Raw genomic sequence first — 18,428 nt, 5'->3', positions numbered from 1 at the left:
TCACCAAAAAAAACCAAAATCCCTGCCGTTTGGCGGGGATTTTTTTGGGCAAGCCTTTTTGATAATTAGCAAATTTATCACAAAGATTAAAGCCCTATATTTACAACAAACATCAGCCAAAACAAAACCGCCTTTTATCGCAAAAGGCGGTTTGTACTGATTTAATCAACAAAATCAGTCAATCGGCGGTGTGTAGTTACCGCTTGCGATGTCATCTTTGATGCGTTCGGCTTCTTTGAGCACTTGAGCAAGTAGCGCTTGGACATTTTCAAGCGTCGCCACAGGGCTAAGTGTAGTCATCTTCAGCGACTGCACATCTTGGCGAGCATCAATCACCCGAGTCACGCCGATATTGGCTTCACCACGGGCAAACAGCTCATCAGCGACATTTTGGTTCAGACTGTCGATAAACTCGGCAGGATACCCCGCTGGCACGACACGGAACAGCACTGATGCAAACTGTGGCTCAACCAATAGCTCAAGCCCATCGGTCGCCTTGATATAATCCGCCACTTGACGAGTCAGCTTCACCCCGTGGTCAATCATTGAGCCGTACAGCTCTTCGCCCAAAGCTTCGATGGTCATCCACAGTTTTAATGCATCAAAACGGCGTGTGGTTTGCAATGACTTAGAAACAAGGTTTGGCACGCCATGCTCTTCGTCATAAGCAGAGTTCAGATATTCTGCTTCATAGTGCATAAAGCGATAATTTTGCTCATCTTTTAGTAGGAACGCACCGCATGAGATACTTTGAAAAAAGTGCTTATGAAAATCCAGCGTCACCGAATCAGATAACTCAATGCCATCAAGCATATCACGGTAGTCATTGGACAATAATAACGCCCCGCCCCATGCCGCATCAATATGCATCCACGCGCCAAATTTATCGGTCAATGCACGCACCGCCTTTAGATCATCAATCGCACCAGCATCGGTCGTGCCTGCGGTTGCTACCACACAGGCGATGATTTTACCATCATCTTGCAGTGCTTGCATGGTTTTTTCTAATGCAACCACATCCATTTGAGCATTTTCATTCACAGGTACTGTAACAACCGATTGAAATCCCATACCCATCATTGCCATGTTTTTTTGGACGCTAAAATGGGCATTTTCTGAGCAGATGACTTTCACCTTTTGCATGGCATCGGCAGGGATGCCATCACGCTGTACAGACCATGCTTGTCCGTCGCTATTTTGGTAGTTTTTGGCGATGCACCAATCACGGGCCAGCAGCACACCCATCAAGTTCGACTGCGTACCACCTGAAGTAAAGACGCCAGCCGTACCGCTACCATAGCCGACTTTTTGGCGTAGCCAGTCAATCAGCTGCACTTCCATCAATGAACCTGCTGGGCTTTGATCCCATGAGTCCATCGATTGGTTGGTGGCATTGATGAGCACTTCAGCGATTTGGCTTGTTACCATCGTTGGGCAATGCAGATGCGCCAATGAATGCGGATGATGCACCTTCAGGCTTTTATTCAAAAACAGCTCAACAAGTCGCTCAAGCGATGCGTGCACGCCCAAGCCTTCTTTGGTCGGCTCAAAAGCGATTTCTGAACGAAGTTGCTTAATGCTACCGCCGGTGTACATTTTGTCGTTTTTTAGCCAGTTGGCGACGGCTTGAGTTGCCTGTGCCATCGCTGATTCATAATCGGCGATGGATTGAGCATCGTTGCACAGTAGGGCTTGTTTATGTTGGTCAAAAGTTGGCATAACGCAGGATTTCCTAGTTGGTGAAAATAGGGCTATTGTAGCATAATTTGGCTATGCTTAGACATCCACCCTACATCAAAACGACAACAAAGCTTCTCGATAATACTCATACTGCTTTTGACGCAGTTCGATCTCACGGGGCAAGCCCTCGGTGATGGACTGGGTCAGCTTATCAAATTTATCCAAAATAGCGACAATTCGGGCTTGTTCGGATAGGGGTGGGATGGGGATTTTAAATTTTCTAATATTTTCCATCGTTAGATTTTTCATAGATGATGAACTTAAATATTTTCCAATTTGCTTTGACTGAAAAAAAGTGGTTTGAAAATAATACAGCACAAACCTAGGGTGCACTTGGTTCTTATCTAAAAATCTAATTCTTGCGACATTTGGTGCTAAATAGTACTTGTCATTTTCAGGAATTAAAGCAACATTACCCACAGTGCCGACATAAGTAAATAAAACATCATCTATAAAAAGCTTACTGCGATTCAACTTTGAAAAATCACTATTATCTATATATTTCACATCATTTAAATCAAGTCTCCCCTTCACATTCAGTCCACGCAAGGCGATAATTGTTCCTTGTTCGCTATATTGAACATAGTTTGTAAACTCAAATCCAGCCAATTTAGTGACTTCGCTAACTTCACCCAAAGTCTTCCACACCACTGTCCTGCTGTCGCTCGCTGTCGCCAAGGATTGTACGGCTTCAGCATCAAATGTCAAGAGTTTATCACGATAATATTGATATTGTTTTTGGCGTAAATTTAGTTCACTTTTTAATTCATCAAGCAAATCGTTTATTACATCCAACATCCTTACAATTTCAATTTGCGCGGATAGAGGCGGAATTGGAATTAGAAATTTTTCTAGCATTGGTTTTCTGATTGATGTAGCAGTTGCACCCACGCTTTTTGACAATATGTATTGTTTAAAACTTTGACTCATAACATGATATAAAAACTTAGTATTAACGTTCTCATCATGAATGCAAATTCTGTACGCTCTTTGATGTAAGGCATACTTACCCTCCACATAATGAAAAATATCACCAATACCTCCCTCACCTGGAATAACAATGGCGGTTTCATCAAACTGATAACTATTAGAGCGCAAAACATTTTTTGAGCGGACATAAAATGGATAATCTCCATTTTCACTTTCATCTTGGCGATTTGAGCTTCCTGTGCCTATAACAGCCACTTCACCCAACGGCTTCCACTCCACCGTCTGCCCATTGAGTAAGTTTTCTAAAAACGGATGTTGTGCCATCAGTCATTTTCCTTATTTAATAACCCATTTAAATTACCAATACCCTTAAATTTCTCCACAAACTGGGCGATTTTTTGGAACACGCTTTGTTTTTTGGTGAGATATTGCGGATTGAGCGGGCTCATTTTTGGTAAGATGTCGTTCAATTCTGTGCCGTTTTCGCTGGCGTATTCACGCTTCAATGATGTGGCGATATAGCGCAAGGCAGCATCGCTGTTGAGATTCTCATCAGTGATGAGCTCATCGGCTTCTTTTTTCTGCTCACCTTGGGCGAATTGATAAAAGGCTTCGATCACGCCTGCTTTATCGGGCAGGTTATCCAGATCGGTTTGATTGATAAAGTCCACAATCAAGCTTTCTTTGGCACGATGGTCGAAGCTTGAGCGAATCAGGCGGCGAATCTCATCGATGATGATGGCTTTATCCTTGGTTTTTTTGTTATGCTCAAAAATCAGCTCTAGGATATAATCCAAATTAATCTCTTGGGATTTTAACAAATCCACTTCAAAGACCACATCATCCCAGCTGATGGTGGATTTGGCTTGTTCTTCGCCCTGTTTTTGCTGACGACTCCAGTCACGGATGTCGTTATAGGTAGAACGATAGTCCTGTATCATGCGCTCGCTCGGCAATGGGATAGCTTGTAATTTGTCTAAAGTTTCATCATCGAGCTGATATTTATTTTGGATGTCTTGAATGCTTTGGCTGATGTGAGCAGCTGCCACTTCATCGGTCTCATCGGTGATGGGCGGTAGGCGTTTGAGCTCCATCATCGCTTGATATTCATCAAAGTTTTGTAGGGCATTTTCGGCACGCAGATATTCGCCGAATAGCTTGGCGAAGTCTTTTTTGTCCTTTTCGGTGATGATATTATCAGGCTCGCCAAATCGCTCGTTCAGCTCATTGACGATATCCACAAAGCCACGATGCGCACGCCCTGACAGCGTATCAGTATAGCCATCCAGATAGCTATTGAGCGGCTGCTCGAGCACCACTTGGCGAGTGCTTTTATTGCCAAATAGCGTGATGGCGTCGATGGTCGGCTGCTCTAGATTGCGGAAAGTGACGATATTGCCAAAGGTCTTGGTAGCGTTATAGATGCGGTTGGTACGGCTATAGGCTTGGATCAGCCCATGATAGCGTAAATTTTTGTCCACAAACAAGGTGTTGAGTGCTGGTGCATCAAAGCCTGTCAAAAACATACCGACGACGATAAGTAAATCAATCTCTTGATCCTTGACACGCTTAGCCAAATCTCGGTAGTAGTTTTGAAACTCTTTACTATCTACACTAAAGTTGGTTCTAAATTCGGCATTATACTCATCGATCACCTTTGTCAAGAACTCTTTGGCACTGGCATTCATCGCTGAGACTTCAAAGCCTTCGTCTTCGATCTCACCGATGGCGTCCTGCTCTTCGTTGGCAGCGTATGAGAAAATGGTGGCGATTTTTAGCGGTTTAGCGCTGCTCTTTTGCAGTTCATGGAGCGTCTCATAGTATAGCTTGGCAGCATCGACGCTACTGACGGCAAACATCGCATTAAAGCCCTTGCCTGTGGCGTTATTACGATGCGTTTTTTGGTGGAATCTGTCCAAAATATAGCTGCTGACTTCACGGATGCGCTCGGGGTGCATCAGTGCTTTGCGGTTCTCGACGGCTGATAGCTTGGTGAGATCTTGCTCGTTTTCATCAGTTTTAAACTTCGGCAGGACATTATGATAATCCACCTTGAACTTGAGCACCTTTTCATCACGGATGGCATCGGTGATGACATAAGAATGCAGCTGTTCGCCAAAGACGCTGGCGGTCGTCTCGGCTCCGATGGCATTTTTTGGGAAAATCGGCGTACCTGTAAAGCCAAATTGACAAAATTTCTTGAACCGCTTGCTAAGGTTCTTTTGGGCTTCGCCAAACTGCGAGCGATGGCATTCATCAAAAATAAACACCACAGGCTCATCATAAATATTCAAATTATGCTCGGATTTCATGAGATTATTGAGCTTTTGGATCGTGGTGACGATGATTTTATTGTCATCTAGTTCAATATTAGCTTTTAGCCCTTTGGTGCTGTCCGAGCCATTGACACTATCAGGGCTAAAGCGTTGATATTCTTTCATGGTCTGATAGTCCAGATCCTTTCTATCCACCACAAAGAACACTTTTTTGATAAATGGTAACGCTGTGGCTAGCCGTGCTGTCTTAAAGCTCGTCAAGGTCTTGCCCGAGCCTGTGGTATGCCAGATATAGCCGCCACTGGTTGGGTTGCTGTAGTTTTTGGTATTATACGAACTGCTGATTTTCCACAAAATCCGCTCCGCCGCCGCAATCTGATAGGGGCGCAAAATCAGCAAGGTGTTACTGCTGTCAAACACGCAGTATTTGATTAAGACATTGAGTAAAGTATTCTTGGCAAAAAAGGTGGCGGTAAAGTCCTTAAGATCTTTAATGGGAATATTATCCGCCCTTGCCCAGTTCATGGTAAAGTCATAGCTGTTCTTCTCTCGCTTGGTGGTATTGGCAAAATAGCGGGTGTTGGTGCCGTTACTGATGATAAAAATCTGTAGGTATTTGAACAGCGAATTTTCTTTATTAAAGCTTTCTTTGGAATAGCGATGAATTTGATTAAACGCTTCACGAATGGCGACGCCGCGTTTTTTGAGTTCGATCTGCACAATCGGTAAACCATTGACCAAGATGGTGACATCATAGCGGTTCGTACTCGTACCCGTCTGCTCAAACTGATGGATGACTTGCAGTTTATTATTGCCCAGATTGGTCTTGTCCAGTAGATGAATGTTTTGGATACGGCCATTATCAAACACAAAATCATAAGCACTGTCATCGTGCAGTTTGCGAGTTTTTTCGATCATATTCTCGCTGGGCTTATCCAGATATTCTGCCACAAAGCGATGCCATTCACCATCGCTAAAAGCGGTATTATTCAGCCGCTCTAGCTGTACACGGACATTGGCAAGTAGTTTATCATGCGTCGTTAGATCGGTGCGATATTCATAGCCCTGCTCCACAAGATCGCTGATAAACTCCCGCTCCATCTCGCTCTCGGTCTGATAGCTGCTGACTTGCTCGATCTTGTCGTATTTATCCAGTACGATAAAGTGATTGGTTTCGGTGATGGGGGTGGTTTGGGTTGTCATGGGTTATCTCCAAAAAATTTCTGAAAATGTGCTATAGCATTATTTTCTTCAAAACAACTTTTAAATAACACAATAATCTCTTGTTTTGATCTTCCATTTAATTCGGCTTCTAAATCATCTATAGAATGAGAATTCACATTGAATAACTTTCTTGCACCTGATGTATTGGCAAAAAAATCACTTTGATTCAATCCATTAAATTTAGTATAAGTTTCAATAATCCTTCTAATAGGATTTAAAAGCATATTTGGGCTAGCATCATCCTGACTCAAAAGAAACTGTAACTCCTGCCAAAGTGCAGCATAGTTTGTTTTAAAATCGTCTTCTCCATTATCTATATTAATACAATTAACACGATTTTTAATTTTTACCAGCCGATAAAAATTACATTTATCATATTTGCAACCATATTTTACATTTAAATAAAAATGAATATTGTGTGTTAATAAAATAAATATCTCATTATCACGAAGATGCCTATCTTTTAATCTCTGCAATTCTTCAATAATTAGATACTGAACCGCATCATCATTGGAATTCATTGGATCGTCAAAAACAACACATCTTTTACTTGAATGAGAGTTATTACTCAATTCATTTAATTTCTCAATAAAATACAAGAAAGCAATCAGGTTTTTCTCTCCAGTGGATAGCTCTTGAACACTTCTTATATTTAAATTTCTTAAGCACCTGACTTTATAATCATTGCTTGTCTCTTGATGAATCAGCTCAAAACTGGCATAAAGTTTTAATTTCTTATTTATTCTTTCAACTAGAATTTTTTCATTTTTTGTACTTTCCAATAATTGCTTGATATTCTCTTCAATTTGGTTGATATTATTTTGGCATGCTTTAATTTTTGATTCTTCACCATCAACTTTATTTTTTAAAACTTGAAGCAGATTCTGATGTACTTCCAAGTTAGACTTTTTCGCTTCGTATTGGAATTTATCACAATACTCTTTCACAAAGTGATAACGCAGAGCATCTCGAGCACCCGTTTGTTTTTTTATTAAGTTGCTACTGTTATTGTCATCTACAATCTGATTGTAATGATTAATGATGGAATTAATATCATCAGGACAAGTCAGAGCAAGTTTTTCACACTCCTCAAATAAATAAGCCAACTTATTGTTTAATTCAGAAATCAATTTATTTAAAAAAATTTCATATTCATTTTTTAAGTCTCCTAATTTATGGTTGATTTCATCAATATCGGATTTGTAGTCAGCGTAAAATTTGGAGCTATCTATACTGATGTTTTGAACATCGCTGATATAAGACTCTAACTCTTTAATTTTATTTTCTATCTCATGTTTAAAATTTCTCACATCATCTGCTGAAAAATAACTCTCTAGTTCTGCTAATGTTTCTTTTGAAACAATATTATTACAAAAAGCACATTGTTCTCCTGCTTGATGTAAGCTTAATCCTTTTTCAGCAAAATCTCTTTTTTGAGCGTTGTCATCCAAACGACTTAATCTCGTTTTTTCTACAACTTTTCCTTGAAGCAATGTATTTACATCCTTTAATTCATTACTTAGATTGATGTTTAGTTTATTTATTATTTGAGCTGATTTAACTTCAGACCTCAGCAATGATTCAAGCTTTTCAATATCTTGAATTTCCAAACCTTTGGCATATGGTATATCATGTTTAAATGATCCAATATCATATGATGTTGAAGATATCTTCAAACCATGATTTTTTATCTCTCTTGCTTTATTTCTGCAAAAATCATCAATCTCATTTTCTATATTTGCTACTTCTTTTTCTTTTATCTTATACTCTTTCCATAAATTTTCCGTTCCATTATCGATGAGATTATTGCGAATGGATTCTATGTCCTTTCTAATACCCTCTATTTGGTTTTCTTTTTTAGATATTTCTTGATTAATCTCAGTATTTTCTTCTCCTAGAATAACAGTGTCCAGAGTATTATTTTCACTAATAACACTCTCAAATCCTTGAAATACTCTAACATCATAGTCATTGCATTGATCTTTTACCAATTTAGTGATTGTAGACTTCCCACAACCATTTTTACCAAAAATAAAATTAACTTTTTTGTTAAATTCGATTTCACTGAAGTTAAATAAATCATTATCAGTAAGATCAACCTTCATTATGATTCTCTCCTATATTTTAGAGTGTTTATCAGTTGTTTTTTAGGAACCTCATCTTAAATCCTTGAAAACCCCAACAACCTCTCCCGATAATACGCATACTGCTTTTGGCGCAGTTCAATCTCACGGGGCAAGCCTTCGGTGATGGGCTGGGTCAGCGTTTCAAATTTATCCAAAATAGCGACAATTCGGACTTGTTCGGATAGGGGTGGGATTGGGATTTCGATTTTGTGCAATACACTCCCCTTGATTCCTTTAACTGTTCCACCAGTGGCATATTTACTTAGTTCATTTTGGAAATACTTACCCAATAGAACAAATTTTAAAAAATCATTACTTAAAACATTGGGATTCTTTGAGCAATATTTAATCACTCTTTGCGCTAGCGCTATATCCTCTCTATCCACTTGAGCAACATGACCACAAGGGGCTTCTGTTGTAATTAAAACATCTCCTAGTTTTGGCAAACCTCTTCTCATAACTTCTTGATATTCACTTTCAAGAACATACTCTTTGGATGCTTCGTAATCAATAAATCCTTTTTTAATATTTTTTGCCGTAACTAAATATATTCCACTCTCCGCCTTATTGGGAGTTTTTCCACGATAATCAACATAATGACAAATTTCTCCCAAAGTCTTCCACTCAAACCCAACTTTTGCCAATTCATCAACAGATAATAATTTATCTCTATAGTATTGATATTGTTGATTTCTTATGTTAAGCTCAGCGGTGAGCTCAGCGGTGATAGCGGTAAATGTGTCCAAAATTTGGGCAATTTTAGTTTGTACGGATAGGGGCGGGATTGGGATGTATAATTTTTTTAATTCACTTGCATTTAATGCAGGAATTCCTGAAAAGCTACATAATGCATGAATTTCATGCTGAAATTGCAAAAGTACATGATATAAATATCTTACATTTAATTGTAAATTATCTTTAATGGTGACAGAATAGTTTAAATTGCCTCGATAATATCTACCCTCTTGCCATGTAATTGACCCTACACCCGCTCCACGAGTTGTAATTCCTATCGGGTCATTGTCTGTATTCCATGTGTCAATAAATCCTAAAGGCTCTCTGCCGCTATTGATAACTGGGTATTGTCCACTATTATCAGAAATCATCTGCTTACTTACAGCCTGACCTGTTTTTATAACAGCTAAATCTCCCAACGGCTTCCATTCCACCGTCTGCCCTGCTAATAACTGTTGTAAAAATGGTTGCATAGTTATGCCTCAATCTGTTCAATAATTTCATCAATCTGACGGCGTAGCGTATCGATCTTGGCGACGGTGGTTTTGATTTCGCTATTGAGCACGCTGATATCGATCACTTCACGAGTGTCTTTGGCTTCGACATAGCTTGAGACCGCCAGATTATAATCATTGGCCTTAATGGCATCATAATCTACCATCGCCACTTGATGGGCGACATCGACTTTATCAGCGAATAGAGTCATGATGGTATCGATATGCTCATCGGTTAAGATGTTGTTATTGGTTTCTTTTTTGAATAACTCACTGGCATCGATAAACTGAACACGGTTATCATTGGTCTTGCCCTTATTAAGCACCAAAATATTCACCGCAATCGATGTCCCAAAGAACAAATTCGGTGCAAGCGCAATCACCGTCTCGACATAGTTATTATCCACCAGATACTGACGAATCTTGGCTTCTGCCCCACCCCGATAAAAAATCCCCGGGAATGAGACGATCGCCGCACGCCCTTTGGCAGACAAATAATTGAGCGCATGTAGGATAAACGCAAAATCCGCCTTGGACTTCGGCGCCAACACCCCAGCTGGCGCAAAACGCTCATCATTAATCAGCACGGGATCATCAGAACCAATCCATTTCACCGAATATGGGGGATTGGAGACGATGGCGTCGAATGGCTTATCGTTTTGAAGCTGTGGATTTAGCAGTGTATCACCCAGCTCAATATGAAATTTATCATAATTGATATTGTGCAAAAACATATTCATACGAGCTAGGTTATAAGTCGTATGGTTAATCTCTTGCCCAAAGAATCCTTCTTCGATGATATGCTCATCGAACTGCTTTTTGGCTTGTAGTAGTAGCGAACCCGATCCACAAGCAGGGTCATAGATTTTATTGACCTTGTTTTTGCCGTACAGTGCCAATTTGGCAATCAGCTTGGAGACATGCTGCGGCGTGAAGAACTCACCGCCTGATTTGCCGGCATTGGCAGCATAATTGGAAATCAAAAACTCATAAGCATCACCAAATAGATCGATTTGGTTGTCACTAAAATCCCCAAAATCCAGTTCAGCCACGCCTTTTAGCACCGCTGTCAATCGCTTGTTTTTATCCGCCACGGTATTACCCAAGCGGTTACTGGTGGTATCAAAGTCAGCGAACAAACCCTTGATGTCATCTTCGGATGCATAGCCACTGGCAGATGATTCGATAGCCATAAAGATATTTGCCAAATCGGTGTTCAGATCTGGATTGGTGTGGGCGGTTTTGGCGACATTAACAAATAACTGGCTTGGATAAATAAAAAATCCTTTGGCCTTGATCGTGTCATCTTTGATGGCGTCCAAGATAGGATTGGCATCATCAAAGCTTGCATAATCAACGCTGTCATCCCCTGCTTCAATATAATCGGCAAAATTCTCACTGATAAAGCGATAAAATAACGCCCCCAAGACATATTGCTTAAAATCCCAACCATCCACAGAGCCACGGACATCGTTGGCGATTTGCCAGATACGGCGGTGAAGTTCGGCGCGTTGTTGCATATTTGTCATGATAGATTCCTTAGATACATTTCAATAGATTAAATAATATCATTGTAGCATAAAAAATCATAAAAATAAGGCTTAGCATCAGATGCCAAGCCTTATTTGTTCAGTGCTTTGATTTAATCAGATGAATCAGCCACGCACCGCCTGCAATGCTTCGCCGACGGCTTTTTTGAAGCGTGCGATAACCTCGTTGCACTCATCAGCGGTGATGGTGATTGGGCAAAGCAGACGCACTACTGTACCGCCACGACCGCCACGCTCAAGTAGTAGCTTATTATCAAAGCAGGCTTTTTGGATAGCAGCGGCAAGCTCGCCGTCAGCAGGATATGAACCCATGTGGTCGGCAGGCTTACGCTCATCGACGATTTCGATACCTGTCATCAGACCACGACCACGCACATGGCCGATGCATGGATATTCTTCGGCGATTTTCTTTAATTCACTGCGTAAGAACTCGCCTTGGATGCGTGAGTTCTCAGCTAGGTTGTTTTTGGTGATTTCTTCTAGGACATTGTAGCCTGCCGCCATCGCTAGCTGATTGCCACGGAATGTGCCTGTATGGCCTGCTGGTGCCCATGCGTCAAATTTCTTATTAATCGCAAGGACGCACAGTGGCAGACCGCCACCCACTGCCTTACTCATCACCACCACATCAGGGGTGATGCCTGCGTGTTCAAAGGCGAACATCTTGCCCGAGCGCGCAAAACCTGCTTGGACTTCATCTAGGATAAGCACGATGTCATGCTTGGCAGTGACTTCACGGATTTTTTGTAGCCATTTGGCAGGGGCTGGGACGACACCACCCTCACCCTGGATGGCCTCTAGGATGACCGCAGCAGGCTTGACCACACCGCTTTCGACATCTTCGATGAAATTCTCAAAATAATAAGTCAAGGCATCCACGCCTGCTTCACCGCCTAGACCCAATGGGCAACGGTATTCGTGTGGATATGGCATGAACTGCACGCCTGCCATCAGATTGCCGACTTTTTCTTTGGCAGATAGGTTGCCTGTCATGGCAAGCGAGCCATGCGTCATGCCATGATAGCCACCGCTAAAGGCGATGACATTATCACGACCTGTATAAGTCTTGGCAAGTTTAATCGCAGCTTCTGTGCCGTCAGCACCGGTTGGACCGCAGAACTGTAGGACAAAGTCTTGTGGGAAAAATGACAACAACTTCTCGGTAAACGCATCTTTAATCGGCGTTGTGATGTCAAGGGTATGCAATGGCAACCCGCTTTCCAATACATCTTTGATGGCGTTAATCGTGGCAGGATGGTTATGCCCTAGAGCAAGTGTGCCTGCGCCAGCTAAGCAGTCAAGGTACTCATTGCCCTCGACATCGGTAATCCAGCAACCTTGCGCTTTGGCGATTGCCAATGGCAGTTTGCGTGGGTAACTGCGGACATTGGACTCCATCTCGTTTTGACGAGTTAGGTAGTATTCATTGGTCGCATCAATGATTGGTTTTACAGGTGTTGCATTCATAAAACAGCCTTAACAAGTTTAAGTCGTGGTTATCTTTTCCTATGACTTATGGGTGAAAATGACCAAGTCAGTGACTTGAGTGTATGCTTGTTTTTATCGCAAAAACAAACAAGCGCATGATACGCCTTTTTTTAAAAAATAAAAGCTTTTTTTGCCAAATTGCCAAACTTTTTTGTAACCGAGCATCGTTTTTGCCATTGCCATATTTGCTTACGCTTTTTAAATCTTGATATGGATGATTTTATAGAAATTTTATGGCAATTTCGTTACAATAGCCAATTTAATTGACACACAACCACAATGCACAGCACCGACCCACTTCGCAACACCAAAATCCCCACCACCGACCCACAAGCTGGGCTTAAGCTCACCGAGATTTTTTATTCGCTCCAAGGTGAAGCATTGGCATCGGGATTGCCGACGATTTTTATACGGCTGACAGGCTGTCCGCTACGCTGCACTTATTGCGATACCACTTATTCGTTCACCGGTGGCGAGCGGTTTAGCTTGGATGAGATTATTGAGCATATCAGCCAATATCCGTGCAAGCGTGTCTGCGTGACGGGCGGCGAGCCATTGGCACAGCCCAATGCCATTGCTTTGATGGACAGATTATTAAGCTTGGGTTATGAAATCTCGCTTGAGACAGCAGGTGCATTATCCGTCAAAGATGTCCCTGTCGCCGTCTCAAAGGTGATGGATTTAAAGACCCCCTCATCAGGTGAAGCGGACAAAAATCTGTGGGAAAATTTGGATTATCTCACACACCACGACCAAATCAAAATCGTCATCGCAGACCGTGCAGACTATGATTGGGCGGTGGATAAGCTGCATACTTATAAGCTTGATAAAAAAGTCGGCACGGTGTGGTTCTCACCGATGTTTAATATCCAAGATGCCCACAAAGGCGATGTGCCAAGCCTTGCTACCGACCTTGCCGAATGGATACTGGCTGATGGCTTGCCGGTGCGGTTTCAGCTTCAGCTACACAAAATCATCTGGGCAGACGCCAAAGGTAAATAATCAGCAAACAAGGATGTCAGATGGTTAAGCTGATTTTTATCGGTGTGATAGCAGGTGCATTTTTTAGTGCGACTTTTGTGCTTAATGAGCTGATGGCAAGTCAAGGCGGTCATTGGTTCTGGTCGGCATCCTTGCGCTATGTGTTTATGTGGCTACTGCTGTCTGTGATGATTGCCATCAAAAGTGGTGTGGGCACGCTTGTCGGTCTGTATCGATTGTTTAGCGAGCATTATAAATTTTGGTGCATCGCAGGTGGTATCGGCTTTGGGATGTTTTATGCGCCGCTGTGCTTTGGGGCGGATCATGCGCCCGGTTGGGTGATTGCGGCGACTTTTCAGTTCACCACAGTAGCAAGCCTGATCGTGCTTGCACTATTTGGCGAGCGACTGACCAAGCAAGTGATCGCCACCAGCGTGCTCATCTTTACAGGGGTGGTGCTGACCAATATCGGCGAAGGCCTGCACGGTGGTACGACAGGTTCGCTGACAACCTTGCTACTGCTTGGTGCGTTGCCTTGCTTGGTGGCGGGATTTTGTTTCCCGATTGGCAATCAGCTGGTATGGTACGCTACTCGTCCGCCATCGACGCATCCGCTATTATCTAAAGTGCCACATTTGACAAGCGAGCTGATGGCTAGCCCTTTACATAAAGTATGGCTATTGTCCGTTGGCTCGCTACCGTTTTGGCTCGTGCTTGGACTCATCGTACAGCCACCGATGCTTGGCGTGTCGCAGGCGTTCAATTCGCTGTTAGTCGCCTTATTTGCCGGTGTCATCGCTACATCGCTGTTTTTGTTCGCCCGCTCCAAGGCAAGCAACAGTGGTCAAATCGCAGGGGTGGATGCCACTCAAGCCACCGAAGTGATTTTTTCGCTGATTGGTGGTGTGCTACTGCTTGGTACGCCGATGCCGTCAGTGATGAGCTGGATTGGCATTGTGATGGTGAGCGTTGGGATTGTGTTATTTTGTCGGATACAAAGTTAGATGAATTTACCGTTTAGCCCTGAACAAATGATCTATCTACTTGACATGGTCGGCATCATCGCCTGTGCCATCGCTGGGACGACGCTTGCTTTGTACAAGCGATTTGATCTATTCGGCTGTATCTTGGTGTCGATGGTTAATGCCATCGGTGGCGGGACGCTCCGAGATGTGATGCTGGATCGCCATCCGCTGTTTTGGATGACGGATCTGAGTTATGTCGTGGTGATTACGCTAACATCCATCCTAGGGCAGATGTTCTTTCATCGTCATCAGCGGATTGATGGGATGCTCAAGTTATTTGATGCGATTGGCTTGGCGGCATTTAGCGTGATTGGGCTGACGGTGGCATTATCCTTTGATGCACATCCGATTATTGCCATCCTAATGGCGGTGATGACAAGCATCGCAGGGGGTATCATGCGTGACATGATTTGTAACGAAATTCCCCTAGTACTCCAAAAAGAAATCTACATCTCGGCAAGCATCGCAGGCTCGGTGCTGTATCTGATATTGCTGCACTTTGGTGTCGCTGACTGGATGCGTGAGACGGTGGCGTTGATGACCATCTTTGGCATACGAATGTTGGCGGTGAAGTTTGATTGGCATTTGCCATCGATACAGTTGAGACGGTAACGGGTTTATTTTTAATCGCCACAAAAAAGCCATTTTCTACAAAATGGCTTGTTGCTTAATCCATCACCCTGCGATACCATCCACTCTTGGCTGCACGAGCATCCGCCCAAAGCCAATCACAAACAGCACAAAGCACATCACCCACAGTAGTTGCGAGTAGCTGAGCACCTGCAAATAATCATCCACCATCATCGGCAAAAACACACGCACCGGCACACACAGTATCATCAGTCCAAACATCATCGAAGTCAGCTTAGGCGGCGCATGGATATTACGCCCTGTATGTCCAAGACTTACCCGAGCCATCATCGCCACCGTCGTCATACCGATGGCAGTCAGCGCCAGCGAATGCACAGCAAGGCTTAGACTGTATGTCGTCCATGGTAGCCATGCAAGTAGCAGTAGTGACACCACCAAGCCCCAAAACGACAGATACAGCGACCACAAGAGCGGCTTTTGCCAAATACCCCGATGATACCAACCAATCAATCGCCACGCATTGACCCCTGCGCACACAAGCGCACTCACCGTCAAAAGCACAGGCAGTGATAGCAAAGTACCGACCGCCACACCGATAAAGCTGATTAGGCTAATTCTATCTCGCCAAAGCGCATTGGGCAGTGCCACCTGCTCGCCTGTAGGCTTGCCATCTTTGCCGACCATCACACCTTTTTCGATAAAAAACGGCAACACCCGACGGCCAATCGTCAGCACCACGCCGACGATGAGAAACAGAGCAACATACAGCGACACACTCATCCACGCCTGCTCATTACTCGCCATGCCAACGCCAAAGCCAAGCTGACACAGTAGCAGTAACACAAGCTTGGCAACGATACCTGCTTGGCGTTTTTGGCGAGCCAGCCACACCGCACGAGTCACCACAAAAGTCGTCAGCACCCAAAACAGCACATCGCATAGCCAAGCCATCACAAGCCCCACATCACTACCTATAATGCCTGCACTAAGCCACAACACTCGTGCGATAAACCACGGCACCAAAATCCCAAACAATCGCCAGCCCACAGGCATCGGCACACTCGTCCATGCCTTGACCGCTGTCAATAAAAACCCAGCAATCACCGCACAGCCATAACCGAACAGCATCTCATGTCCATGCCAAAAGATAGGGTTTAGCACCGCCAAAAACTGCACCTGCTCAATGAGTAATAAATGCCACGCCACCATTGTGATGATGGCAAAGATGGATGCACTTAGAAAAAATATCCGAAAGCCGAGATTTAGCACAGGATGTGGGGATTTTTGTGGTTTGGCAATATTAATTAGCATGACTTAACCTTATTTGTATGTTTAATGATTATGATGACAAGCTTTCTCCCTACGCTAGCTATAATCTCGTGCACCAAAAATCGCCGTGCCGACACGCACCATCGTCGCCCCCTGCGCCACCGCATCCGTCATATCATGGCTCATCCCCATACTTAGACTGTCCCAGTGTGGTAGCTCAAACTGCTCTGCCATCGCATCAAATAACGCCTTAGTACGGACAAAGGCATCACTGCCTGCCTTATCAGGAATGACCATCAGTCCACGCAGGTGTAAATTCTCATAATCCATCATCGCACGGATAAGTGACGGCAACTCATCAGGCAGACAGCCAGACTTGCTGTCTTCATCATCGATATTGACTTGGATAAGCACATTCAAGGGTGGCAATCCTGCTCGCTGTTCATTCAGTCGCTTGGCGATGACATCTCGCTCGATGGTATGCACCCAATCAAAATATTTGGCGATATCACGAGTTTTGTTGCGCTGAATACTGCCGATATAATGCCAAGTGATGGGCAAATCTTTGAGCGTATCGATTTTGCCAAGTGCTTCTTGTAAGTAATTCTCGCCAAAATCCTGCTGCCCAATCGCCACCAAATCAGCAATCATAGCAGCAGGCTTGGTCTTGGACACCGCAATCAATCCACAGGGGCTGTCTGTACGATTGGCAAGCCTATTGGCAGTATCTAGTGCAGATTTGACAGCTTGATAATTATTAAGTAATTCATTTTTATCATAATTTTGAACATCTTGTGATGACATAGCGCACCTATCGTTTGGCTGTTTTTATGATAAATATTGTAGCATAATTTGCTGATGGCTTGTGTATTTTGCCAAGTTTTGCTTTAATAAGCACATCTAATTTTAGCGATAATAAAATGACACCGAATTTGACCGACCTACTTAGCTTTGCACACGCAAAAGGCGCATCCGATTTGCACCTATCAGCACATCAGCCGGTGATGGCTCGTATTGATGGGCAGATGATGCCACTTCAGCTACCCACGCTCAGCCATCAGACGGTACTTGAGATGATGCGCTCGGTGATGAGTACTGATGAGTATCAGACTTGGCAAAGCCAAAAAGAGCTGGATTTTGGCATACAGACGGCTACGGCTCGCTTTCGGGTGAATGCGTTTTTTGGGCAAATGGGTGCAGGGGCGGTGTTTCGTGTCATTCCATCATCCGTGCCAAGCCTTGATGCGCTTGGGATTGCGCCGCTCATCACGCCGATTGCCAATCAGCATACAGGGCTTGTGCTTGTCACAGGGGCGACAGGCTCGGGCAAATCAACCACGCTGTCCGCCATCATAAACCACATCAATCACACTCGCCAAGCGCACATCATCACCATCGAAGACCCGATTGAGTTTATCCATACATCCGGCGCATCGCTCATCACTCAGCGTCAAGTCGGACGAGATACGCACAGCTTTGAGCAAGCATTGCGAGCGAGCCTGCGTGAAGATCCTGATGTGATTTTGGTGGGTGAAATGCGTGATTTGACGACCATTCGTCTAGCACTCACCGCAGCAGAGACAGGGCATTTGGTGCTTGCCACACTACATACCACCAGCGCCGTCAAAAGCATCGATCGCATTGTCGATGTCTTTGATGCCGCCGAAAAATCACTGATTCGCACCATGCTTGCCGACTCGCTCACCGCTGTCATCGCTCAGCGACTACTACCTGCCACAGGTGGCGGTCGTATGCCTGCATTTGAGATTTTGACACGCACGCCTGCGGTTGCCAATTTGATTCGTGAAAATAAACCATCACAGCTACAATCAGTGATCCAAACTTCGCAAGCACACGGCATGATTAGCCTTGATCAATCGCTCAAAGCCCTACTCGCACAAGGCAAAATCAGCATCGATACCGCTCGTGAGCACGCAAGCGACAGCGCTTTGTTTTGATGCTTTTTTAACAATCTAGCTTTGTTTTGACAATTTGGCTT

At 43.7% G+C, this 18,428-nt stretch carries 13 protein-coding genes; 4 read left to right on the top strand and 9 right to left on the bottom strand.

Annotated features, from left to right (window positions below; translation table 11 throughout):
- Positions 1–174: 174 nt before the first annotated feature.
- The 7 genes from Q0N89_RS01035 to Q0N89_RS01005 form a co-directional block, all read right to left on the bottom strand.
- Positions 175–1,719 carry an aspartate aminotransferase family protein gene (locus Q0N89_RS01035; RefSeq protein ID WP_294032959.1) on the bottom strand — a complete coding sequence of 515 codons (1,545 nt, stop codon included), beginning with the start codon at positions 1,717–1,719 and terminating at the stop codon, positions 175–177.
- Between the two features lie 75 nt (positions 1,720–1,794).
- Positions 1,795–2,994: a restriction endonuclease subunit S gene (locus Q0N89_RS01030; protein WP_294032958.1), complete on the bottom strand. Its 1,200-nt coding sequence runs from the start codon at positions 2,992–2,994 to the stop codon at positions 1,795–1,797.
- Positions 2,994–6,149 carry a type I restriction endonuclease subunit R gene (locus Q0N89_RS01025; RefSeq protein WP_294032957.1) on the bottom strand — a complete coding sequence of 1,052 codons (3,156 nt, stop codon included), beginning with the start codon at positions 6,147–6,149 and terminating at the stop codon, positions 2,994–2,996. Before Q0N89_RS01025 ends, Q0N89_RS01030 begins: the two co-directional genes overlap by 1 nt.
- Positions 6,146–8,275: an AAA family ATPase gene (locus Q0N89_RS01020; RefSeq protein ID WP_294032956.1), complete on the bottom strand. Its 2,130-nt coding sequence runs from the start codon at positions 8,273–8,275 to the stop codon at positions 6,146–6,148. Before Q0N89_RS01020 ends, Q0N89_RS01025 begins: the two co-directional genes overlap by 4 nt.
- 56 nt (positions 8,276–8,331) lie before the next feature.
- A complete protein-coding gene (locus tag Q0N89_RS01015) occupies positions 8,332–9,504 on the bottom strand; it encodes a restriction endonuclease subunit S (protein ID WP_294032955.1) in 1,173 nt (390 codons plus the stop codon).
- Between the two features lie 2 nt (positions 9,505–9,506).
- Positions 9,507–11,054, bottom strand: a complete 1,548-nt coding sequence (locus Q0N89_RS01010) for a type I restriction-modification system subunit M (RefSeq protein ID WP_294032954.1) — start codon at positions 11,052–11,054, stop codon at positions 9,507–9,509.
- 126 nt (positions 11,055–11,180) lie between these two features.
- Positions 11,181–12,542 carry a diaminobutyrate--2-oxoglutarate transaminase gene (locus Q0N89_RS01005; protein ID WP_294032953.1) on the bottom strand — a complete coding sequence of 454 codons (1,362 nt, stop codon included), beginning with the start codon at positions 12,540–12,542 and terminating at the stop codon, positions 11,181–11,183.
- Between the two features lie 300 nt (positions 12,543–12,842).
- Here Q0N89_RS01005 and queE point away from each other — a divergent pair, with 300 nt between their 5' ends.
- Genes queE through Q0N89_RS00990 form a run of 3 tightly spaced genes read left to right on the top strand, consistent with a single transcriptional unit; the run spans position 12,843 to position 15,181 of the window.
- Positions 12,843–13,565, top strand: coding sequence for a 7-carboxy-7-deazaguanine synthase QueE (gene queE / locus Q0N89_RS01000; protein ID WP_294032952.1), 723 nt, complete (start codon positions 12,843–12,845; stop codon positions 13,563–13,565).
- Between the two features lie 20 nt (positions 13,566–13,585).
- Positions 13,586–14,548 (top strand): multidrug resistance efflux transporter family protein, encoded by a 963-nt coding sequence (locus Q0N89_RS00995; RefSeq protein WP_294032951.1) that lies wholly within the window; start codon positions 13,586–13,588, stop codon positions 14,546–14,548.
- The gene (locus tag Q0N89_RS00990; protein WP_294032950.1) at positions 14,549–15,181 is read left to right on the top strand and encodes a trimeric intracellular cation channel family protein; all 633 of its coding nucleotides are present in this window, start codon (positions 14,549–14,551) and stop codon (positions 15,179–15,181) included.
- Positions 15,182–15,244: 63 nt separating this feature from the next.
- On the opposite strand, the gene Q0N89_RS00985 is transcribed toward Q0N89_RS00990, so the two are convergent.
- Both Q0N89_RS00985 and Q0N89_RS00980 read right to left on the bottom strand, forming a co-directional pair.
- A complete protein-coding gene (locus Q0N89_RS00985; RefSeq protein ID WP_294032949.1) occupies positions 15,245–16,471 on the bottom strand; it encodes an NnrS family protein in 1,227 nt (408 codons plus the stop codon).
- A gap of 54 nt (positions 16,472–16,525) precedes the next feature.
- Positions 16,526–17,233 (bottom strand): YggS family pyridoxal phosphate-dependent enzyme, encoded by a 708-nt coding sequence (locus tag Q0N89_RS00980; protein ID WP_294032948.1) that lies wholly within the window; start codon positions 17,231–17,233, stop codon positions 16,526–16,528.
- Positions 17,234–17,349: 116 nt separating this feature from the next.
- Between Q0N89_RS00980 and Q0N89_RS00975 the strand changes: the two genes are divergently transcribed.
- On the top strand, positions 17,350–18,387 hold the full coding sequence (locus Q0N89_RS00975; RefSeq protein ID WP_294032947.1) for a type IV pilus twitching motility protein PilT: 1,038 nt from the start codon (positions 17,350–17,352) through the stop codon (positions 18,385–18,387).
- Positions 18,388–18,428: the final 41 nt, after the last annotated feature.

The sequence above is a fragment of the uncultured Moraxella sp. genome (genome assembly GCF_945873075.1).
In the GTDB taxonomy this organism is placed as follows: Bacteria; Pseudomonadota; Gammaproteobacteria; order Pseudomonadales; family Moraxellaceae; genus Moraxella.
This window is presented reverse-complemented; position numbering and strand designations above follow the sequence as displayed.